Source organism: Agrobacterium larrymoorei (assembly GCF_005145045.1).
In the GTDB taxonomy this organism is placed as follows: Bacteria; Pseudomonadota; Alphaproteobacteria; order Rhizobiales; family Rhizobiaceae; genus Agrobacterium; species Agrobacterium larrymoorei.
Map to the genome: position 1 here is coordinate 550,001 of NZ_CP039692.1, position 21,496 is coordinate 571,496.

Annotated in this window: 17 protein-coding genes (1 of these 17 only partly in view); 2 read left to right on the forward strand and 15 right to left on the reverse strand. The window is 55.6% G+C overall.

What is annotated here, in order from left to right:
* Nucleotides 1–1,411, reverse strand: the 5' portion of a protein-coding gene (rhtA, locus tag CFBP5473_RS16820) for a TonB-dependent siderophore receptor RhtA (protein ID WP_037170901.1). 821 nt of this gene lie to the left of the window's left edge; the window shows 1,411 of its 2,232 coding nt (coding positions 1–1,411); it begins with the start codon at nt 1,409–1,411; its stop codon lies beyond the left edge, outside the window.
* A gap of 67 nt (nt 1,412–1,478) precedes the next feature.
* On the opposite strand from rhtA, the gene rhrA reads away from it, so the two are divergent.
* Entirely contained in the window at nt 1,479–2,513 is a 1,035-nt protein-coding gene (gene rhrA / locus CFBP5473_RS16825) for a rhizobactin biosynthesis transcriptional regulator RhrA (protein ID WP_272949274.1), read from the forward strand.
* 59 nt (nt 2,514–2,572) lie between these two features.
* Here rhrA and CFBP5473_RS16830 read toward each other — a convergent pair whose 3' ends face one another.
* From CFBP5473_RS16830 to CFBP5473_RS16880, 11 genes are all read right to left on the reverse strand, one after another.
* Nucleotides 2,573–4,378, reverse strand: coding sequence for an IucA/IucC family protein (locus tag CFBP5473_RS16830; protein ID WP_027675103.1), 1,806 nt, complete (start codon nt 4,376–4,378; stop codon nt 2,573–2,575).
* Complete coding sequence (rhbE, locus tag CFBP5473_RS16835) at nt 4,362–5,720, reverse strand: rhizobactin siderophore biosynthesis protein RhbE (protein WP_027675102.1); 1,359 nt, start codon at nt 5,718–5,720, stop codon at nt 4,362–4,364. Before rhbE ends, CFBP5473_RS16830 begins: the two co-directional genes overlap by 17 nt.
* A 2-nt stretch (nt 5,721–5,722) precedes the next feature.
* Nucleotides 5,723–6,313 (reverse strand): rhizobactin siderophore biosynthesis protein RhbD, encoded by a 591-nt coding sequence (gene rhbD / locus CFBP5473_RS16840; RefSeq protein ID WP_027675101.1) that lies wholly within the window; start codon nt 6,311–6,313, stop codon nt 5,723–5,725.
* Nucleotides 6,306–8,060, reverse strand: a complete 1,755-nt coding sequence (locus CFBP5473_RS16845) for an IucA/IucC family protein (protein WP_027675100.1) — start codon at nt 8,058–8,060, stop codon at nt 6,306–6,308. Before CFBP5473_RS16845 ends, rhbD begins: the two co-directional genes overlap by 8 nt.
* Nucleotides 8,047–9,528, reverse strand: coding sequence for a pyridoxal phosphate-dependent decarboxylase family protein (locus CFBP5473_RS16850; protein ID WP_027675099.1), 1,482 nt, complete (start codon nt 9,526–9,528; stop codon nt 8,047–8,049). The genes CFBP5473_RS16845 and CFBP5473_RS16850 overlap by 14 nt, the downstream gene beginning before the upstream one ends.
* On the reverse strand, nt 9,525–10,931 hold the full coding sequence (gene rhbA, locus CFBP5473_RS16855; RefSeq protein WP_272949275.1) for a diaminobutyrate--2-oxoglutarate transaminase: 1,407 nt from the start codon (nt 10,929–10,931) through the stop codon (nt 9,525–9,527). Before rhbA ends, CFBP5473_RS16850 begins: the two co-directional genes overlap by 4 nt.
* A gap of 6 nt (nt 10,932–10,937) precedes the next feature.
* A complete protein-coding gene (locus CFBP5473_RS16860; RefSeq protein ID WP_084631613.1) occupies nt 10,938–12,191 on the reverse strand; it encodes a RhtX/FptX family siderophore transporter in 1,254 nt (417 codons plus the stop codon).
* Between the two features lie 232 nt (nt 12,192–12,423).
* Nucleotides 12,424–13,743, reverse strand: coding sequence for a solute carrier family 23 protein (locus CFBP5473_RS16865; RefSeq protein ID WP_027675096.1), 1,320 nt, complete (start codon nt 13,741–13,743; stop codon nt 12,424–12,426).
* 198 nt (nt 13,744–13,941) lie between these two features.
* Nucleotides 13,942–14,598: an HAD-IA family hydrolase gene (locus tag CFBP5473_RS16870; protein WP_027675095.1), complete on the reverse strand. Its 657-nt coding sequence runs from the start codon at nt 14,596–14,598 to the stop codon at nt 13,942–13,944.
* Nucleotides 14,599–14,734: 136 nt separating this feature from the next.
* Entirely contained in the window at nt 14,735–16,141 is a 1,407-nt protein-coding gene (locus CFBP5473_RS16875; protein WP_051441250.1) for a sensor domain-containing diguanylate cyclase, read from the reverse strand.
* A gap of 169 nt (nt 16,142–16,310) precedes the next feature.
* Nucleotides 16,311–18,401 (reverse strand): carboxy terminal-processing peptidase, encoded by a 2,091-nt coding sequence (locus tag CFBP5473_RS16880; protein ID WP_027675093.1) that lies wholly within the window; start codon nt 18,399–18,401, stop codon nt 16,311–16,313.
* A gap of 229 nt (nt 18,402–18,630) precedes the next feature.
* Here CFBP5473_RS16880 and CFBP5473_RS16885 point away from each other — a divergent pair, with 229 nt between their 5' ends.
* Nucleotides 18,631–18,822, forward strand: coding sequence for a hypothetical protein (locus tag CFBP5473_RS16885; RefSeq protein WP_027675092.1), 192 nt, complete (start codon nt 18,631–18,633; stop codon nt 18,820–18,822).
* On the opposite strand, the gene CFBP5473_RS16890 is transcribed toward CFBP5473_RS16885, so the two are convergent.
* From CFBP5473_RS16890 to CFBP5473_RS16900, 3 genes are read right to left on the reverse strand one after another with little or no spacing between them, the layout of a single operon-like run.
* Nucleotides 18,823–19,347, reverse strand: coding sequence for a flavin reductase family protein (locus tag CFBP5473_RS16890; RefSeq protein WP_037170899.1), 525 nt, complete (start codon nt 19,345–19,347; stop codon nt 18,823–18,825).
* Complete coding sequence (locus CFBP5473_RS16895) at nt 19,347–20,237, reverse strand: aldo/keto reductase (RefSeq protein ID WP_027675090.1); 891 nt, start codon at nt 20,235–20,237, stop codon at nt 19,347–19,349. Before CFBP5473_RS16895 ends, CFBP5473_RS16890 begins: the two co-directional genes overlap by 1 nt.
* On the reverse strand, nt 20,237–21,394 hold the full coding sequence (locus tag CFBP5473_RS16900) for an LLM class flavin-dependent oxidoreductase (protein WP_027675089.1): 1,158 nt from the start codon (nt 21,392–21,394) through the stop codon (nt 20,237–20,239). Before CFBP5473_RS16900 ends, CFBP5473_RS16895 begins: the two co-directional genes overlap by 1 nt.
* Nucleotides 21,395–21,496 lie beyond the last annotated feature (102 nt).

Here is a 21,496-nt window from a genome sequence, read left to right on the forward strand (position 1 = left end):
CAGCTGAAGTCAGCGTGCCATTCAAAATCGCGACCTGCTGCGCTGTCCCAACATAGTCAGACACCTCTGTATGAACAAACTGATATCGCAGCCCTCCGTTTAGCGTCAGCCTGTCTGTCGCCTCATAGGAAGCTTCGGCAAAACCGGCTACAGTCGTCACGTCAATGTCGGGGTATAGACCTGTTATACCAACCGTATCGAAATTCAGACCACCGGAAGACAGCGCTCGGCTGAAATCAAAAATATTCTGGTGAGAGGAGAACGAGTCGTGATCGGCATCGATACCGTAGGTAATTTTGAGCGCGTCGGTCGGCTCTGCAACCAAAGCTGCTTTGAAGGTATAGTAATTCGTGTCCTGAGAACTCGCCCAGAAATATGTCGAAGCAGGGAAAGGATTAAATTGAATCTCCTCACGACGCACGGCTGCCTGGATGAGCAGTTCCTGATTCAAGAAGTCCTCGTCCTTATACGCGATGTCGAACATCGCGCGCTGGGTTCTAGGATTGAAATCCGAGCTGTATCCACTCCGCGGCTCCAGCAAGCTCGGATTTCCAAGCCCAGCAAGGTTTACACCATAGAACAGTCCATAGTCTGGATTCTGCTTGCTGTCATATAATTGGGCCGAAACCTCAAGACGACGAGTATCGTCGATTTGAAAACCGACCGATCCCATGACATCCAACCTCTTATTGAATGCATTGGAAGACTGCACGATGTCCGGCATGACCATCTCGCCACTACCATCATAGAGCGCACCGCTGCGATTACCTGCTATGGAAAGACGGGCGTCCCAATTCTCCGCATTATAGGTCACTGCAGCTTTCGCATTGCGGTCAAAATCCTGGCTGCCGGAAAATCCGCTTTCGGCTCCTACAGTGACCTCGCTGTGCATGCCAAGCTCAGCGTCCTTACCTTTTTTAGTGATGATATTGATGATACCGCCTGTCGCATTACCGCCGTAAATGGCGGTCGCACCGGAAAGAACTTCGACCCGAGCGATATTGAAGGGATCGATTGAATCGAACTGGCGGCTCAGTCCGCGGGCAGAGTTCATGGATATGCCATCAATCAGCACCAGTGCTGTTCTTCCGCGCAGGTTCTGGCCGTAAGAGGTTCTTGCACCGACGCTAACAGGATCGAAGCTTGGAATGGTATCTCCCAAAATCTGCTGCAGGGATTTCCCGGCGCTTGCCTGCTGCTGAATTTCTTCCGCTTCAACGACATAGATCGTCTTGGCAGTATCGGAAATCTGCTGCGGAGAGCGTCCACCCGTCACGACAATGGTCTCCAGCACTGTGGAACCATTTTCAGACGGTGCGTTCTGCGCGGTATCCTGCGCTCTTGCATCGTTCACGCCCATTGCGACGGCGAGAGCCAAAAAGCTGACGCCGAAATTCCACCTGCCGTTCATATTGCCCCCAGAAGCATGAAAATATCCGCAGCCGTCCCGCCGCGCTAAATAGAAGACTATTTTCATCATGTTTTATGAGGTATGGAATGGTGGGGCTTGGATGGGAACGAACCCGACTTGGATAAACGCGAACCTCAACAGAAAAGGTATTCGTTTCATGGAAGTGATACGCCCGTTGAAATTCGGAGCCCTTTCGCAACCGGATGCAGAAAGCAGGCTGGTCTGCAGAACAATCCTGTTCGACATGCTGGGTGAAGCGACAATTGCGGTTGAAGAGGGCGATCTTTCGGGTGTTACCGGACTTTTGTGGAAACACGTCGATATGTCGCTCGCTACGCTCTATCTGCCGAAAGCGCCTTTACGCCTGACCGCAAGAGGCGTGGAAACGCCGGATGTGGTAATATTGCGCGCGACCGATGGCCCAATGGTCATACATCACCGCCAACGCGTCTTCGAACTCAAGCCTCGCGAGGTCATCCTGCTTCCTGCCGATACATTCTCGGAAATAAGCATGCCGAGTGGAGGACGGCTGGATTTTGCCCACCTCCCTCACCCGGCAATTTCGCGATTGAAAAGATCGATAGACAGTGTGCTGCTTCAGATTTTTCCTGAGGACTGCCTGCCGTTGCAACTTCTGACGAATTATGCGGGCTATCTTTTACGTCAAGAACATCAGGACAAGCAGCACGCAAGCATGATGGTCGATCACTTTTACGGTCTGATCCCGGTGTTGGCACAGCACGTCACGCAGACCGTGCCGGCTGGGTTACCCTTGAACCGGATGGAGTCCATTAAAGCTCTGATCGAGAACAGCCTCGCCGATAGCAGTTTTTCCATCGCTGACGTGGCGAAGGCCGAAGGCGTTACTCCTCGAGCGATTCAGAAACTCTTCAGCCGGTCGGGAACAACGTTTTCCCGATATGTCCTGGACCGGCGGCTGGTTCTTGCAAAGAGCCTGATACTCGCCAGTACAATGACTAAACCCATAAGCCAGATAGTTTATAGTGTAGGCTTCAACGATCTTTCCTATTTCAATCGCACGTTCCGTAGTCGCTACGGTATTCGTCCGACGGATTTGCGCCGGATGACTGCGCAAAATTAGGCCAGTTACATCGATGCCGTGGAGCATTCTCCACGGCATCGATATCAAAAAATCACCCTTCAGGCTGCGCTTTGCTTCCTATTGAAGTGAACCAGAGGGTTGTCGACCGTACCTTGGAAATCCGGAACCGGGCGTTCGTCATCATCAGCATAACCGTGAGTAAACAGCCGCACCCGGTTCAGGCAAAGTCGTGGGTACTCGTCACCGAATAGATCGAAGGTGGTGAAACGATCTGTCATATCAGGGAATTTGGCCTGATAGCGCTGGACGGCTTCTGTTGCCAGCTTCCAGAATACGTCCTCCGAAAGGCCTGATCGCTTGTTGAGAAGAACCGACATGTAACGGAAAACGCAGATGAACAATGTCGTCTGGATGAAGTGGATCAGGAAATCCGGTGGAAGGCGCAAGAGAACGTCCTGGACTTCTTTCGGAAGACTGTCGGTTTCTGGGAAATTCAGATCGCAGACGATCACGTCATCGATAAAGTCGCGTAAAGCGAGACGCTCCGGCATGCCGTTTTTCAAGATAAGCGTAGCGTTTTGTCCATGTGCAGAAAAGGCAAGCCCGTGCCGTGCAAGCAGGTGGTAAACGGGCGGAATGACCACGTCGAAGAACCGCGCCATCCAGTTTTCGACACTGACGCCAGCCTTCTCCGTCAAGGCTTGAACGACCGGTTTCCCATCGCTGCCGTAATGCATGAATGCGGCCAATGGCAGGCCGATTTCATCCTGCGTGAGATGTCCGGCAAGGCTATCCCGCCAGAGGCACCCCAGCATTTCGTTGAACTGATAGGGCGCACCGGCAACCTTCGAAAATTGTGGGTGTGCATAATGCATGCCTGCACGCTCTCCCAACAAAACGAGGCCGCAATCCTTGGAGAGAAACTGATCCCGCTCCAGAAGCTTATCCAGCCAAGTTGTGAAGGGTGCGGCGGTAAGCGCCCTTTTGCCGGGAATGCCGCGGTAGACAGCCGTATTGAGGATTGTCATGCACAGCTTCAGTGTGGACTTCTCCGGTTGGCTGACATTCGACATCGTCCGCACTGATTGCTGAGGCAGATAATGATCCTCACCCTCACCTAGAAAGATGATGTTTCCGGACGCAATATCGCCAGCAAAATGGGTGATGATCATATGATCCCATTGCCAGGGATGAACGGGCATCATGTGATGACTGTCCTGAGAAGCTCCTGCCTTCTCCAGCTTGGAAACGAATAATGCGTACTGGTCTTTTCCAAGGGCCTCGGTAGCAAGACTTTCGTTCGTTAGTCCTTCCTCAGAAACAAAAGAAGCACGGTCCCGGCTTACGGCGATCCAGACGATTTTGGTGGCTGCGCGATTTTCGGGAGTGAAAGCCAGATAATCAGAATATCCAAGCCCAATCCGTCCCTTGCTCACCGTTACCCAAGGATGGCCAGTCGTCTCGCCTTCCATGCGGATGTCATCGAGTTCAGCAAGCTCGGCCCCGGTCTTGGTCGCTCTCGCAGCGATGTGGGCATCTGCGACGAGAGTGTTGCCGAGTTCGCGGATGAAGTGCGCGACGGTCATCGGCTTTACACCGATCTCCGGTAATATTTCTGCGCAGAATGCAAGCGGATCATGAACGGGGCTGCTGATACCTTCCGCGTGCTTGACTATGCTGCCGGGTTCGACCGAAAGATTATCGAAAACGTATCGCCTCGCCTTGAAGCTATAGGATGCATCAGCAAACTCGATACGATAATGTCCCTGTGTTTCCTGCTTTACCGGAAAAACGCGCTCATAAGCGAACTCTTCGATAACCTTTGCTAGCAGACGACGAGATGTTTCCTTCCAGAGAGCCGGATCGAAGGCGGGCTGAAAAAGTGTTTCAGATGGCACGCGCATAGATATCTCCTGTCAGTTTTGCAGATGAGTCGCTTGGAACACCGAAATTCTGGAACGCAGACGGCGAATTGACCCGATAATGTTGTCGTCCAAGTAGTTGGTTGATGATGGATGCGTTGCGATAAGCGCCCAAGCCGAGATCTGGCGCCCCCACACCATGCTGGAATGTTTCGGCGTTTTGGACAAAGACGGCTCCATCGCCACCATCGCAGCGACGGGCGCGGAAATCGCCTTCAACGATGAGGTCGCCCTTTTCACAGGTTTCAAGAACCTGGCCCTTCAGGCTCTCGATCCATTCCGGCCAGGCATGACGATAGCCGGTAGCAGCGACAATCGCGTCTGCCTCGACGAGGCTTTCTTCACCGGAAAGATTATGGCGCAGAGCAACCTTGAAGCTGCCACCAAAGCCGGCAGCTTTGACGTCCTTGACTTCGCAATTTGGTGACAACGAGAGACCGGGGTCTCTACCGCCAATTGAGCGTTCGTATAGAAGATCGTAAATATCCGCGATGGTTGAGAAGCTGATGCCCTTATAGAGAAGGCCCTGATCAGCGACCGTCTGGCGGCGCGTGGAACGTGGCAGCTTGTGAAACTCACGCATGTAGTCTGGGGTGAAATACTCGAGCCCGAGCTTCGAATACTCCATGGGAAAAAATCCTGCGGACCTAGTGATCCAGCGAATGGAGGCGCCAGCGGCAACTTTTTCCGGTGTCAATTCGCTGAACAAGGCTAGCACGCATTCTGCAGCGCTTTGACCCGAGCCGACAACCGTCACACGCCGCGCCTTCATAAGCTCCGCCTTGCGCTTGGCAAATTCGGCGGAGTGATAGATTGATCCATTGCTTTGCAAGGCAGTCCATTTCGGCAAGTAGGGCGATGTTCCTATGCCAACGACGATGTTTTTGCTGCGATAAATGCGAGAGGCGCCCGCAGACGAGCGGCTTTCGGTGATAAATGCTTCGTCACTACGATCAAAACGTACATCCACGACGCTTTCACCAAAGCGGCAGGACGACAACTGCTGGGACGCCCAGCGGCAATAATCATCGTATTCCTGACGAGGAATAAGAAAGTTTTCGTAGAAGTAGAATTTGTAAAGCCTGTCGTGTGCAGCCAGATAATTGAGAAAACTCAATTTGTTGGTCGGGTCTGCCATGGAAACGAGATCCGCAAGAAATGGCACCTGCAAGGTCGTTCCGGGTAAAATCAATCCCTCATGCCAACGGAAACCAGGCTTACGCTCCAGAAAGGTTGCACACACCTCAGGATGAGAAGAAAGAAGGGATGCGAGCCCCAGATTGAATGGCCCGATGCCGATGCCGGCAAGGTCGAGTGTGGTCATGGTCACAATCCAAATTGTTCGATGAAGCGCTGTCGGTGGCAGAACATGAGCTTTGCCCGCTTATCCGGTAGATCGATCTCACCCTGCTCTTCGAAAGCGCAGACAGGTGCATATCGAAGCAGCCGTTTCGCCTCGACGCTCGGCTCCCCAACCACCTTTTCAGTGGCGAGATCGTCGAGAAAAAGGAAACGTGTGAAAGCGCGGATCACTGCAGGAGCAATACCTCGTCCAAAAAACGAAGGCTCGCCCACTAGCATGTGCCAGCCACGATCCTTGTCCGCCGCAGAGTAATGCCGACCGAGTATATCGTCCTTCGCCCAATAAGCTTCCCAATAACTCATCGGCGTTCCATCGATAAAACCGATATACGGATCCTGATGCGGGTCTGTAAGATTCGTATCGATATATGCGGCAATGTGCTCTTTCGGCTTAGCCATCTTCCATTGCGGGACGACATGAGGCTCATTCATCCATCGCCACAGAAGATCGAGATCGCTCTCCTTCTCAAGCAGCCGGAAGCTGATCGTTTTGCCGATATCCGGGTCATATCTGGAATAAGCAAAACGAGCGTGGGTCAGGAGTTGATCAGCCATGTGCCCGCGCCTGCACCTGTTGAAACAGAGGGTTGTCGATTTCCAGATAGACGGACTGCGTTTCGAGTGGCCCAACCAGCTCGTCCATCTGCGCCAGCCGTGTTCTCAAGTTCGCCTTGCACTGCAACGTCGGCGCCAGCGTTTTTCCGACAAGCACGGATTGCCCACCTTCCCTCGCATCTAGGCTGATCAAGGCATCGCGCAAGATCGAGATCAACGTTTCTTCACTAACAAAACCCTCTCGGCCGAGAGCGCCGATCATGCCCAGAGTGGAGTTGATGAACGCGTAGTAAAGAACCCGCTCATCGACGGCTTCCTCACCGAAAACGGATTCGCTTCGCTCGCCGATCCCAGGAATGGCTGCATGTAGGGCGGCGTGAGCCCGTTCATGATGAAAGAAGCCCTGATTATCGCGGTAGAAAGCAGAGACCGGATAACCATCCTCGATCTCCAGCAACACGTTTTGCTGGTGCGCCTCTGTTGCGATGCCATGCCGCAGATAAAGCGCGAATACGGGTTTCACGAAAACTTCGAGAAACCGCTCAAACCAGTCGATTGCCACAGCACCGACGTCCCTGTTTTCAATACGCGCGTGTTTACGAATTAACGCTCCAACCCGGCTACCTCGCTCCGGCAGATGCTCGCAGAGAGCAGCCAACAAGGTCACGTTTCGATTGAAATGCGCGCCATGAAACGGATTTTCGCGCATCGAAACTGAAAGCCCGTCGATGACGTCGCCATTTGGTGCAACGCCGATATAGGCCGGGTCGGGCATCAGGTTGAATCCTGGATAATCCTTCGTCAGTTCCTGCCCCAGTTTATTGCTTCGGAAGCGATACATGTCGTCGCCGCGCAGAAGTTCCCGAGCCAAATTGATCCGCACCGAGTTGGTGATACCAATACCGAGTGAAAGCTTCAGCATGAAGGGTGCATCGGAGCGATAAAGCGTGCGCACCGAAGACGTTGGAAACCAGGGAGCACCCGCCTCACCGCAATCCACTATTTTGCCAGAGGCAACAAGCGACGCGACTTCTACGCCTTTGAGCATCGCGTCTGCCTGCCATGGGTGAACAGGAAGGAAGGCAAAGTCGCCGTTTGGCAGATTGGCGCGCAAGGCCGACAGTGCTTCACCTTCTACTGCCTCCAACCAATCTTCGGACGAGGGTGACCCTTCGGAATGCCCAGAGTGATAGATATCTCTCGCCACCGCGAACCAACGCAACCGGAAGCTCGCTGCGAATTCGGGAGAATAGCGTCGCCCCTCTTCTTCGGTCATTCCCTCACGGCTTTTTGGGCAAGGGTGGATACCATGTCCCGCGATCAAACCCTGTTCGGCCGCGATGAAGGACACATGATCATCGATGAGTGCCTCCAGATCGCTCTCGCGGTTCGCCAGAGCGGCTTCGATCAGCAAGCAACTGGAATGCGCCCGCTTTAGAAGATCTTCGCGGCCTTCATCTGAGCTATTGGCCTCAATTCTTTCAATGATGACACTGATGGCATCTTCGGCACTGACGGTGTTGGTTCCGCTATCATCGTTCAACACGACAGGTTCGGCAAAAAGATTGTGCCCTGTGATCGACCGATAGACGACCGGCACCTTCAAGCTACCGCCGTTGTTTGGGAAGTTCAGCGTCAGTTTTTGTTTCGCTGCCTCCTGGCTCCATACGCTACGATCCGCATATTCGCGAACCACGCAGTTCAGAAGGGAGCGGAGGGCGAGTGTTGCAGCCTTATGTGCGTGCATGATCGTTCTCCATTTCGCGCGCCATGTCTTGAACCGCGTCCAAAACACGGCCAATGACTTCGGGGGTTGAATTCGGGTTGAGAAGTGTGAGCTTGAAATGAACTCTGCCGTTGAGGACGGTCGTCGCTAGTGCGGCAATTCCTTTACGGAAGAGTTCTGCGCGTACCCGCAATGTAATTTCGTCTGAACGCTTCTCCCCTTGCGGCGAGAGATATCTGAACAGGACGGTGGAGAGTGAGGGTTCTGCCGCCAACTTCAAATTCGCTCGAACACGAATATCCGCAGCAGCCGCGACAGTATTATCCAGCGTCCTGCAGATCAGTGCGTCCAGATTATCCGCCCCAACGGACCGAAACGTCATCAAGACCTTGAGGGCATCGGCTCGTCTCGTCGTCTGCATGGACGACTCCACGAAATTTGGAACATCGCCAAAAATCGACACCTCCGGGTTCAGATAATCCGCCTTCATTGCCAAAGGCGAAAAGTCAGCGGCGTTGCGGACCAGAAGCACTCCGCAGCTGATTGGCTGAAACAGCATCTTGTGGAAATCGAGCGTGATTGAGTCCGCCCGTTCTATTCCCGCCAGGCGCTGTCTGTGCCGGGAAAATAGCAGGCCTCCGCCATAGGCAGCGTCTACGTGGAGCCATATTCCATATGAGGCTGCAAGATCGGCAATTTCCTGCAAAGGATCCGTCGCGCCGAGATCTGTCGTGCCCGCCGTTGCAGCAATGACGAATGGCGATCGGCCTTGCGCGAGTGCGGATTCTATCGCATTTTTCAACGCTGCTTGGGACATTCGTCCATCAGCGTCAGTAGAGACAGTGACCACTGCGTCCTCTGGAAAACCAAGAATAGAGGCGCTTTTCCGGATACTGAAGTGCGACTGTTCCGACGTAAAGATGACCACTTTTCGGTCCGCCGGAGCTCCTTGCCGCTCAGCCGCCAGATAAAGAGCCGTCATATTGGACTGGCTGCCGCCGCTGGTAAAACTGCCGCCTGCGCTCTCGGGCAAGCCTGCAAAATCCGTCAGCCAGGAGAGCACCCTCTCCTCCACAAGCGTTGCGAAAGGCGACTGATCCCAGGAATCCAGAGACTGGTTTGTCGCAGAAAGCAGAACTTCCGCCGCCAAGGCCGGAATTGCAACAGGGCAATGAAGATGCGCCACTGTCGCGGGATTGCCTACGTTCAGTGCATGGCGAACGGCGAGAAAACCAACCTCATCAAAAGCCGACAACGTGCCGGTTCCATTGTCTGGAAGCACATCCATGCCGTTGAGCAGTGCTCGCATCTGCTCTACATCCGCGCCGTGGTGGATGCTGTCTTTGGATGTGTTATCCGAAATCAACGCAACCGCTGCTGCCATCGCTTGACGGTAGGATGCCTGAGCGTCAGCATCAGGTCCAAGGATGAAGGAAGACATATTCGACGCCGCAGGCGTTTCCCTGGTGTTCAATAGCGTCACATTCATGCCGCGTGGCGTCCCAGGCGCAGAAAGGCGTCCGACAGAATATTCGACGCGTCATCGATCTCGGCGTCGGAAATGATCAATGGCGGCAATAACCGCAGGACACCGCCCCCTCGGCCGCCCGTCTCCAAAATCAGGCCTGCCCGAAACGCGTCAGCCTGTAGCATTTTCGCGATGTGTCCACCAAAAGGCGGATGACCTGAGCCCTCTGGCTTACCCATTGGATCGACAACTTCGATGCCGAGCATGAGGCCTTCGCCACGTATTTCGCCGATATAGCGCGTGTGGTTTTGAATGCGTTCAAGGTTTGCACGCAGCCTGCGCCCTGCTATAGCCGTGCGCTCCACGAGACCATCACGTTTGATGATCTCTAACGTCTTCGAACCTGCGGCCATGGCAAGCTGATTGCCGCGAAACGTCCCGGCATGGGCGCCCGGCTTCCAGACATCCAAATTGTCACGGTAAATCATGACTGCCATAGGCAGACCACCGCCGATCGCCTTTGAAAGAACAATGATATCTGGAGATATACCGGCCTTCTGGAACGCGTAAAAAGTTCCTGTCCGACCCACGCCACTCTGCACTTCATCCAGAATGAGAGGGATACCAAGCTCACTTGTAACGGCGCGGATTTTACGCAGCCATTCCACGGGGGCCGGAATGACACCGCCCTCGCCCTGAACAGCTTCGAGTATGACTGCCGCAGGGAGATTGACGCCGCCTTCGGGATCGCGAAATGCTTTTTCGAAATAATCCGCCGCTAGTGTGGCGGTCTCTTCGCCGCCGCGTCCGAATGGGCAGCGGAACGAATAGGGATAAGGAAAGAAGTGCGTGCCTGGCACAAGTTGGCCAACATCAGCCTTCGGCCCCAATGATCCCATCAGAGACAGGGAGCCTTGCGACATCCCGTGATAAGCGCCACGAAAAGCAATGACATCGGTTCGCCCGGTCGCAGTCTTGGCAAGCTTGATTGCAGCTTCTACTGCGTCCGTTCCACTGGGAGAGCAGAACTGGATTTTGGCGACATCGCGCAAGTCTGCTGGCAACGTCTCGTAAATATCGGAGACGAACTTATCCTTCACAGGCGTTACGAGATCCAGTGTATGCAAAGGCAGACCGGATGTAAGCACGTTTTGCAGGCTGTCGATCACCTCAGGATGGTTATGTCCAAGTGCGAGGGTTCCGGCACCAGCAAGGCAATCCAGATAGGTCCTGCCTTCGACATCCGTTACCGTGCAGCCCGATGCTGATTTCAATGCCAGAGGGAAGCGTCGAGGATAGCTGCGCGCATTGGACTCGCGGCGCGCCTGCCGCTTGAGATAATAATCATTGTCGCACCGTGGGAACGTGTCCATGAGATCAACTCCAGTGGAATTATTCTTGGAATTCGCGTTCGTATCAGGCACCTGCCGCTATACAGGTGCCCTCGAACAGTGCTCGATCCTTCGGAGAAACCAAATGGATAGCGCCGCTCCGGCCAGAGAGATTATGGTTGCGATGGAGAAAAGTGCGGAATAGCCAAGCTTGTCTGCAACGAAGCCTGCAACTGAAGCGCCGATCATGTAGACAATCAGCTCTGCACAGGTGAGGATCGTGAAATCCGTTCCGGGCTGGTCGCTCGATGACGACTTCATGAAGAATGAGTAGATTGCCACCAACTCCATGTATCGGATCAGGGTTTGGAACGCCGAGGCAGACATGGCGACCCAGATGCCTGGCCAAACGCCGAACGCGTTGAGAGAGAAGGCAAGAAAGCAGACGCTTCTAAGTCCTCCCAGAAGAATGAGCGTTGCGGTCAGGCCGACCTTGCGGATGATGAACGCGGCTATGATGACACCGATCAAGCCCGCCGTCGCTGCGGCGCCTCCGGAAAGATAGCCGATCCAGTCGGTAGGGACCTTGTTGTCCACCAGATAGGTGCCTTCCATGCCGCGCACCAGACCTTCACTTGCACGATAGGTCAAAGCAAAGCCAAGGACGAGCCAGGCTTGAGGCATTCTGAAGAACCCTGACAGGCTCGCGCGCTTTCGCGTGCCTCCAACCACATTGGTTTCCGGGCCCATATAGAATGCTGCGATCACCGGCAAAAGCGAGAGTGCGGCGACGAGCAGAATCATCGTCTGCCAGCCTACGTAGTGGAAAACGACCAATGCTGCGGTTCCACCGATGATCACGCCAAGCGCAACGGCGCCAGCCTGCACAGCATTGCCCATGGAACGTGTTCTGTCCGTCAGATGTCGAACTGCGTAGCCGTCGGTCGCTATATCCTGAACCGAGGAGACAATCGTTATGCACAGGCAGATCGCGAATAAAGTTGTGGCATCGCCTGGCCCGATCAACGCCAGCGACGCAATACCGAAGCTGACAAGAAATTGTGTCGGTATGATCCAACCACGCCTATGCCCGAGCCTAGGCGCTGGAGACCAGCGATCCACCAGCGGCGCGACGAGAAACTTAAGAATGAGCGGCAGCATTAAAAGTGAGAAGAGGCCGATCGCAGTCCTGGAGGCCCCGCTTTCGCGCATGATAGGCGGTAAAGCGACCAGAAGCAGATAGGTTGGAATGCCTTGCGCCAGATAAAGACCGCCCAGGACGGAATAGAGCCTACGAGCTGAAGCAGATGTAGCAGACAATGCAGTCGATTGTGTATCGCTCGCGCTCAGCATTTCCGGCACCCACCTGTCAGGATTGTAATTTTCGGGTCGCGTTTGCGACCTCACCAAAAGACGACTTTTAAACTCATATATTCAGTCGTCAGCGGCGACGCTTGGTCAAGTGCGAACCTAGATAGGAAAATTGCGAACGCCGGTTTCAGTCCACGTGTAGGGAAGAAGCAAATTTGAAAATGCAAAAAGGGCACCGTTAAGTGCCCTCTCATGCTTACAATCTGGCCGAAGGTCAGCCAGCGCTTCTCTTCCCCAACCCCAATAGATGATAGAAAACGATTGCCCCGATGGTTGCTGTTCCGATGCCATCAAGGGTGAAGCCGCCGACTTCGAGTTTGAAGTTTCCGGCGCCCAGAACGAGAGCGATGCCGACGGTGATCAGGTTGCGCGGATCTGAAAAATCCACCTTGTTCTCTACCCAGATGCGGCCAGCGGTGGCGGCGATGAGGCCGAAGACGACGATGGAGAGGCCGCCGATGACGGGGCCGGGGATCGTCTGGATCAGCGCTCCGAATTTAGGCGAGAAGCCGAGTAGGATGGCGACAGCAGCGGCAACGACGAAGACCAGCGTGGAGAAGATGCGGGTAATGGCCATGACGCCCATGTTTTCCGCATAAGTGGTCATGCCCGTTCCGCCGAAGGCACCGGAAATCATCGTGGCGAGACCATCGCCAATGAAGGCGCGGCCGAGATACGGATCGAGCGAACGACCGGTCATCGCGCCGATGGCTTTGATGTGGCCGAGGTTTTCCGCGACCAGAATGACGACCACGGGCGCGATGAGGGCAACCGACGATGCGGAGAAGACCGGCGCAGTGAACTTGGGCAGGCCGAACCAGGCGGCGGCGGACACGCTTGAGAAATCAACCGCCGCACCCATACCCATGCCGTTTGCGAGCAAGAGATAGACCAGATAGGCAATTGCACCGCCGATGAGGATAGGCAGGCGGCGCACCATTCCCGGCGCGTAAACGGCCACAGCGCCGACGGATATTACCGTCAGCAAAGCAATCCATCGCGATAGCTGGCTGCCATCCGGATTATTAGGCCCAGTGCCGGAAGCGCTGGCGATTGCCACCGGCGCAAGAACAAGACCGATGGCTGCAACGATTGCACCCGTCAAAACCGGCGGCATCAGGCGTTCGATCCAGCGATGACCGGCAAACATGACGATGCAGCCGACAAGCGCGTAAAGAGCACCGGCGGCGATGATGCCACCGAGCGCGAGACCGATATTGGGGCTGGTAGCACCTGCCGCCGCACCCGTCGCAACCAGAACCGGGCCGATGAAGGCGAAGGAGGAGCCGAGATAGCTGGGAACGCGCCCGCCGACAGCGATGAAGAAAATCAGCGTGGAGATGCCGGAAAACAGGATCGATACATTGGGGTCGAAACCCATGATGATGGGCGCAAGCACGGTTGAACCGAACATTGCCACCACATGCTGAAAACCGAGAACGACCGTTTGCCCGGTAGGCAGGCGCTCATCGGGCATGATCTGCCCATGCGTTTTCAGTTTCCAGCGTGGAAAATAGCTTCTTGCATCGCTCATCGTGATCTCCGTCCCCACGATCCGGCTGGCGCGAACCGAAATGGTCCCACCGATAAGTCGCGCATGCCAGACAGGATTTCTTGTTGTCGAAACGGCTGATACTCGACTCATCAGCCCCTATCATTTTCGATAACGCGAATGTTAGAGCCTGTCATTCACCCGCCGTGAGTTTCCCACAGAGCTTTGCAAGCGCGCAAATTATTGCGCTACCTTACTGCCGATGACGAGCCTGTCGCCCTCGATCCGGACGGAAAGCGCGCGGTAATCGCCAACACTTGCGCGGCCCTGAAGCGTTGCACCTCCCGTGTGGCTGATGACAAGAACGGAAGCGCCCGCAGCTTCGCCCGCGCGAATGCCAGCATCGGCATCCTCAAAGACCAGACAATTGGCGGGATCGACCGAAAGAAGGCGAGCACCAGCCAGAAACGGATCGGGCAGCGGCTTGCCGCCTTTCACATCTTCCGCAGCAATGATGATCGGCGGGACGGAAATCCCCGCTGCCTGCATGCGCCTTATGGCGAGCTCCCGAGGAGCGGAGGTGACGACCGTCCATTTGTGGGCAGGGAGTGTTTTCAGAAACTCCGGCGCGCCCGGAATTGCCACCACGCCATCAAGATCATCAAGTTCGCGCTGCTTGATCTGCTCGGCGCCTTTTTCGATGTCGATGCCGAAGGCTGTCAAATCTGCAATCGTGTCTTCCACGCGCCTGCCGTGATAAGGCGGCGTCGGAATGCCGTTTTCTTTTGCCCACCCACCCCAGACGCGCTCGGAAGCAGCGCTGGAATCAAGGATCGTGCCATCCATGTCGAAAAGGAAAGCATCGAAAGAGCGGGTTTTAAGCGGGTCCAGTGACAAAAGTCTTCCTTTCGGCAGTTCATTTCCGCCGGAGCAAATCGACTCGGCGTGGCAATTCTTTGCCACGGTGGTCAACGACTGGCGGTTTTAAGTCAAGCCGCCTGTTCGAAACAACGGACTTCGCGCGCGATTTGTCTCAGGCCGTGCGGCGTAGTGGTTCTGCGGGGGTTGGCGTTTCAGTGGGCGCAACGCGGCTTGCATTCTTTGCCTGATAGAGCGCTTCGTCGGCGCGCCTGAAGGCGATGGTCGAATCCGTTTCGCTTGGAAGAACTTCGCTGACACCGAAGGATGCGCCCACGCTTACAACAGCGTTGCCAATGCGATAAGGACGGGAAAGATGCGTTACTAGCTTGCGGCAGCACGCTTCCGCGGCCTGTCTGGAGATGAGCGGCATCAATATGGCGAACTCATCGCCGCCAAGCCGGAATACCACATCCTGCTCGGAGCAGCTTGAGAGGAGCCGGTTTGCCACCTGCTTCAACAACTCGTCGCCATCGGCATGGCCGTAACGGTCGTTGATGGCTTTGAAGCCGTCGAGATCGAGGCAGGCGACGGTCACACCGCCCTCCCGGGTCATGCGGGCAAATTCGGTTGCGACAAGAGAACGATTGGCAAGGCCGGTAAGAAAATCATGAGAAGCAGCATGGCGCATGCGTTTTTCTGCCTCAACGAGGGCGGCCAAAGCCCGGCGGGAGATGCCCACTGCGAATATCGCGCCCGCGATGAAGACGACGGCCAGCGCTGCGGCCAACGGAAGCGATTGGCGCAGCAAATCCCGCGCAGGCGTATTCGGACGCCAGGACAGGCTCTGGGACTTGCCATTTTCACCGACAGCGATTTCGACGCTCGCGCGGTCAGGTCTCACATTGCTCGTGGGACCAACCACGGCATCATCGAGAAGGAAGCGATTTCCGAGGAATTCCTGAAGACTTCCGGCAATCGGGACCGCGGTGATGAGAATGGGGGCGCGTTTTCCTTTGAGTTTCGCAGTGCCAAAGTCAGGCTGAAAAAGGCTTGCCGTCAACAAAACGGCATCATCCCCAATGACCTCGATCTTGCTGAATGCCAACGGGTCGGGAATGCCCGGCTTCTTTACCCTGTCCTCCGATGCACGCACCAGACCGAACAGTGAATGCGCCTCCTGCACAATCTCTGCGGCGCCTCTTTTAAAGAAAGGGCGTTTAGCCACCTCATCTGAGATTTTAGAATAGATCAGCAGATCTTCGCCATCGATAATCGCCGCAAAGCGCGTGCGCGATGTTCCGATCAGCGAACTGCCCATGTTCCGGTCGACCCACTCATAGTCGAAATTATTTTCGACTTTGGAGATGGCTTCATCCCAAACGGTCCAGGATGTGAGCGCGAATTCAACGTCTGAAATCCAGACGGAGATGTTGCGCTTGACCAGCGTTTCCTGACGCTCGCGTACCCCGGCATCGAGTTTTTCCACGCCGAAATAGGGAATGGCGGCCAGCCCTACCAGCAGGATTGCTATCAGCACTGCCGCAGGCCCGACCAGCCTTAAATGGGTAAAGCGCACCATCTTGGTATGTTCCGATTGTCTTGTTCGGAGCTTTCTACCGTAACGGAAGTTTCAACCGGGTTACTGTCGGAACAAATCGAACCAACCGGTTAATATTTCGATGATGAAGACAGGGAGACGACGGGGACGAAAAAAAGGCCGGGATGCGTTTCCCGGCCTTTTTGTTCAGTTATTGCGCGGCAGAGGCGCCTTTGGTCAAGTCCATGACGTCCGCGACGATTGCCGCGGATTCCGTTTGAAGAACATCTTTTACGTTCTTGCGCGCGTTCTCGATTGCCAGATTGGCGCTAAGGCTGCGCTCATTGGCCTGAAGGCCGTCATCCTGTGATTGCAGAATCCCGCTTCCATCGTCCTGACGAGCTTTCAAACGCGCGGTCAGTGCCGCCATTTCCTTGCGACGCTCGGCCTCGTTGAGAGAGATCGTCTTCTTTTCCCGCTCGGTTTTCAGCTCTGCCACATCTTCTACGAAGCGCTGGAAATCCTTGTCGTTCTTCACGCGCTCTTCATGGCGCTTTTCAAGCTGCGGCACTTCTGCAGCAACATCACCAAGCTTCTTGTAGCGCGCGGGCTTGATCTTCGTCCAAGGCAGGGCGTTATCATAGCTGGATTCACCCAGCGTCTTGGGGTCCGAGATGCCCGGCAAAGCGAGGTCCGGTGTCACGCCCTTCAACTGGGTGGTGCCGCCATCGACGCGGAAGAACTGCGCGATGGTGAGCTTCAGCTGGCCAAGTTCCGGCTTCTGGTTGCCCGCAACCCGGTCAAGATCGACCACCGTCTGCACGGTGCCCTTGCCGAAGCTGGGCTCGCCAACAATGACGCCGCGCCCATAATCCTGAATTGCCGCAGCAAAAATCTCGGAAGCCGAGGCCGAACCGCGATTGATCAGAACGCCGAGAGGGCCGTCCCAAACGGGTGCGGAAATGTCGTCATTTTCGACTTCAACCTTACCGGCCGCGTTACGCTGCTGAACGACCGGGCCCTTGCCGATGAAGAGGCCCGTCAGGTCGATGGCTTCGCTCAACGAGCCACCGCCATTGTCGCGGAGATCGATCAGGACACCATCGACCTTCTCGTCTTTCAACTCGCCCAGAAGTTTTTCCACATCGCGGCTGGCGCTTCGGTAATCCTTGTCGCCTTTGCGGCGAGCGTCGAAATCCTCATAGAAGGTCGGAAGCGTAATGACGCCGATCTTGGACGTGGCATCGCCGTTCTTGACCGATAGGACAGACTTCTTGGCCGCCTGCTTTTCAAGGCTCACCTTGTCACGCACGAGGTCTATGATGCGGTGACCGCCGGTACCACCAGCGTCTGCCGGAAGAATATCGAGGCGGACAACGGAGCCCTCCTCGCCGCGAATCATCTGGACGACTTCATCCAGCCGCGTACCAACGACTTCCTTGATGGGGCCTTCCTTGCCCTGCCCCACGCCGATGATGCGGTCTCCGACCACCAGCTTGCCGGAAAGCTGGGCCGGGCCGCCGGCAACGAGCTCGCGGATCGTCGTATAGCCGTCGCGCTCCTGCAGAACGGCACCAATACCGACCAGAGAAAGCTTCATCGAAATATCGAATTCGGCAGACGTCTGCGCGCTGAAGTAATCCGTATGCGGATCGACAGCCGTGGTGAATGCGGCCATGAACGACTGGAAAACGTCGTCGCTCTTATAGGTGTAAACGCGGTCGAGAATGTTCTTGTAACGCTTGTCCAGCGTATCGCGAATTTTCGCGTCGTCCTGATCGGCAAGCTTCAATCGCAGCCAGTCGCTCTTAACGCGCTTGCGCCACAGTTCGTTGGCCTGTTCTTCTGTTTGCGCCCATGGAGCGTCTTCCCGCGAGATCGGGTAGTCTTCCTTCGCGGTAAAATCGAAGCCGTTTTTCAAGAGCGCGCGAGCATAGGTCATGCGCTCAACGACGCGTCTCGTATAGGTGTTGAACATCGAGAACGGAATTTCGATGTCCTTGTCGAGAATCTGATTGTCGATCTTCTTGCTGTCGATGGCAAAGCCATCGATGTCCGATTGCATGAACAGCATGCGGTCCGGGTCCATCGACTTGATGAACTTGTTCATGATCTTCACGGAAAGCGCATCATCCAGCGGGATCGGCTTGTAGGCGTAGCGTTCCAGAAACTGTGCGCTGAGATTTGCAGCCTGCTCCTGGCTTGCGGATGGCGCAAGCACTGGCGGCGGGGTCGGTTCCTGCGCCTGCGCAGACGCTGCCGATATGAGAACCAGGCCAAAGAAAAGGTGCTTCAAGCGCATCCGAAGATCTTCCTCATTATTCAATCAATGCGTCTTACTCTATCTTGAAGAGAAATTGCGATATTTTAAAAGCCGCGCGCGATTTATTGATCGACTTTCTGAACAACCATCGCATAACGCAGGTTGCCGCCAATCGATCCACACCACGAGCGCGGATTTTGCCTCCGCCTGTGATCCTGAACAGCATTGTGATAGTATATTGAGCATTGAACGATGCGGAGGAAACGGCATGTACCTTGATCTGCAAGGCTATTACCGGCGGCAACCCGAACCGCCACGCAAGCCGCAATATCGGCAGCTTTCCAGACGCGAGCAGAAGGTTTTGATCTGGGTCTTGGGCTTGAATCTTTTTCTGGCCCTGATCGCGCCAATCGGTGGCGCGACCGTGATCAGCGGCCTGTTATCGCTGTTGCATCACTGATCAGGCGCTTACGGTAAAGCGCCCGAACGCGCCGCGCGCGAAGCATAGGGGCTCGCCTTCGCGATGCGCGGCGCGGATGACGCGACCGATGATGATCGAATGATCACCAGCATCGTGAACGGAAGATTGCGCGCATTCGAAGCGGCTAAGAGTGCCCGGAATGATCGGAACGCCTTCCGAATTCGGCTCCCAATCCAGCTCATCGAAACCGCGTCCACCTCGTGTGAAGCGAGAGCAAAGTGCATCCTGCTCCGCATCCAGAACGTGGATGGCGAAATTCGTGGCCCCGACAAAAAAGTCGTGGCGCGTAGACGTCTTGGCCGGAGACCAGAGGACGAGCGGTGGGTCGAGCGAAACGGAGGAGAAGCTGTTGACCGTCATGCCAAGCGGGCCGCTCGGTGTATCGGCGGTCACCACCGTTACGCCCGTTGGAAAGTTGCCGAGCGCGTTGCGAAAGCTGCGCGCCGTCGTCGCGTCAGGCACGAAACGATGTTCATTATGCGTGTTCAAACTGCTCAGGGACATCAGGGTACCTCACGACCGTTTGCAAGCGTGTAAAGCTCAAACCATGTCTGGCGATCCATCTTGACCTCATTGGCCTTGGAGATGGTGGCGATGCGGGCCAGATTATTCGTACCCATGACCGGCAGGATTTTTGCCGGATGGGCGAGAAGCCATGCGACGGCAACCGCTGCCGTATCGACATTGTTTTCCCGGGCGATACGTTCCAGCGCATCGGCCAGCGGACCTTCTTTGCCCATCAGCGAGCCGCCACCGAGCGGAGACCAGGCCATGATCGGCAGATCACGCTCCTGCAAATATGCCAGATCGCCATTGGTGAAGGGCGATGTTTCCGCAAGGCTGATTTCGATCTGATTCGTAACCAGCTCTTCCGTCATGTTGGATTGCAGCAGCGAGAAATCCCACGGGCGGAAATTCGAAACGCCGACGCTTTTCACCTTGCCCGATGTCACAAGCGCATCCAGCGCTTCACCGGTCTCTTCCGGGTCCAGCATAGGGTCCGGGCGATGGATCAACAGAAGATCGATGCGATCCGTGTTCATGTCGCGAAGCGAGGCTTCTACGGATTCGTTGATGTGCTTTGCAGACGTGTCGTAATGTTTTACGCGGGCAGCAGAGTGGCGGCCAGCGGGCGCAACGATGCCGCACTTGGTCACGATCTCTATTTTGTCACGCAGCGATGGCGCTTCACGAAGGCCGCCGCCGAGAATGGCTTCTGCGGTGTAGCCACCATAAATATCGGCCTGATCCATGGTCGTGATGCCCTGCTCAAGGCACGCCTCGATCTTTGCCTGCACATGGCGCGGCGAGGTGTCGGCATCGTCACCGATGCGCCACATGCCGTAAACGATGCGGCTGAAGGAAAGACCGGAAGTGATATCGATGCGTTGCATTAGTGGCGCTCTCCATTGCCAAGAGGTGTTGCAGGTGTTTCTGCCGGAACGCGACCTCGCGCATGCGGAAGCGAGCAGGTCTTCATTTGCGGCAGCACCTTTTTGCCGAAATGTTCGGCCTCATCAAGATGCGGATAGCCGGAGAAGATGAAGGCGCGTATGCCCATCTTCTGGTATTCTTCCAGCTTGCTCAAAACCTGATCGGTGGAGCCGACGAGCGCCGCACCGCAGCCGGAACGGGCACGGCCAACACCGGTCCATAGATGCGGCTCGGTATAACCGAACTGATCCGCCTGCTCGCGCGCCTTGGCCTGATGCGCAACGCCGAGCGAAATGCTGTCATGGGCGCGGGCGCGGATCTGGCGGCCATACTCGTCATCCAGTTTCGAGACGAGGTGTTCGGCATATTCATGCGCTTCCGCTTCCGTATCGCGGACGATCATATGAACGCGCAGACCGTAATCCAGCGTGCGGCCATGGGCCTCGGCGCGAGCATGCACGGCGCGCATGCGCTCTGCCAACTGCTCCTTCACTTCCGGCCACATCAGGTAAACGTCGCACTGCGCGCCGCAGAGTTCCAGCGCATCAGGCGAATAACCGCCGAAATAAAGCAGCGGGCCGCCATTCTGCTGGTAAGGCCGTGCCGGTTCAGTCGAGACGTTCTTGAACTGGTAGATTTCACCTTCATGGTTGATTTCATCGCGAGTCCAGGCCTGACGAAGAATCTCGACCACCTCGTGGCTGCGCTTGTAGCGATAGGCGCTATCGGCCACCTCGCCCGGAAAATCCGAACTGATGACGTTCAGCGTAAGACGGCCCTTAAGCATATGATCGAGCGTCGCGACGGTACGCGCCAGCATGATCGGCTGCATTTCTCCGCAACGAATGGCGGCCAGAAAATTGATGTCTTGCGTAATCGGCGCGCAACCCGCAACGAAGCTCAACGTGTCCTGCCCAACCTGATAGGAAGATGGGCACAATATATTGCGAAACTTGAGTTCTTCCGCTTTTCTGACGATGGAGGAGCAATGATCCCAGCTGGAGCGCAGGCGGCCATCCGGCACGCCCAAAAACTCGTAGTCATCGGAGCAAAGAGCCGAAAACCAGGACACCTCGGCAGCATCGAGGTCAGCTGAGGTTACGGGCACAACGGTCATAAAAATCCTCCCAAAACGTCCAATGCCTATTTCAATATCATCCACCTTGATGTAAATCAATGATGTATCAATTTTTTATGCCGGGGGAGTAAAGGCGTTGAA

What these genes read in the sequence shown, in the direction of transcription:
- rhrA (WP_272949274.1), top strand. Translation starts at nt 1,479, where the DNA reads ATGTTTTATGAGGTATGGAATGGTGGGGCTTGGATGGGAACGAACCCG.
- CFBP5473_RS16830 (WP_027675103.1), bottom strand. Translation starts at nt 4,378, where the DNA reads ATGCGCGTGCCATCTGAAACACTTTTTCAGCCCGCCTTCGATCCGGCT.
- rhbE (WP_027675102.1), bottom strand. Translation starts at nt 5,720, where the DNA reads ATGACCACACTCGACCTTGCCGGCATCGGCATCGGGCCATTCAATCTG.
- rhbD (WP_027675101.1), bottom strand. Translation starts at nt 6,313, where the DNA reads ATGGCTGATCAACTCCTGACCCACGCTCGTTTTGCTTATTCCAGATAT.
- CFBP5473_RS16845 (WP_027675100.1), bottom strand. Translation starts at nt 8,060, where the DNA reads ATGCACGCACATAAGGCTGCAACACTCGCCCTCCGCTCCCTTCTGAAC.
- CFBP5473_RS16850 (WP_027675099.1), bottom strand. Translation starts at nt 9,528, where the DNA reads ATGAATGTGACGCTATTGAACACCAGGGAAACGCCTGCGGCGTCGAAT.
- CFBP5473_RS16860 (WP_084631613.1), bottom strand. Translation starts at nt 12,191, where the DNA reads ATGCTGAGCGCGAGCGATACACAATCGACTGCATTGTCTGCTACATCT.
- CFBP5473_RS16865 (WP_027675096.1), bottom strand. Translation starts at nt 13,743, where the DNA reads ATGAGCGATGCAAGAAGCTATTTTCCACGCTGGAAACTGAAAACGCAT.
- CFBP5473_RS16875 (WP_051441250.1), bottom strand. Translation starts at nt 16,141, where the DNA reads ATGGTGCGCTTTACCCATTTAAGGCTGGTCGGGCCTGCGGCAGTGCTG.
- CFBP5473_RS16880 (WP_027675093.1), bottom strand. Translation starts at nt 18,401, where the DNA reads ATGCGCTTGAAGCACCTTTTCTTTGGCCTGGTTCTCATATCGGCAGCG.
- CFBP5473_RS16885 (WP_027675092.1), top strand. Translation starts at nt 18,631, where the DNA reads ATGTACCTTGATCTGCAAGGCTATTACCGGCGGCAACCCGAACCGCCA.
- CFBP5473_RS16890 (WP_037170899.1), bottom strand. Translation starts at nt 19,347, where the DNA reads ATGTCCCTGAGCAGTTTGAACACGCATAATGAACATCGTTTCGTGCCT.
- CFBP5473_RS16895 (WP_027675090.1), bottom strand. Translation starts at nt 20,237, where the DNA reads ATGCAACGCATCGATATCACTTCCGGTCTTTCCTTCAGCCGCATCGTT.
- CFBP5473_RS16900 (WP_027675089.1), bottom strand. Translation starts at nt 21,394, where the DNA reads ATGACCGTTGTGCCCGTAACCTCAGCTGACCTCGATGCTGCCGAGGTG.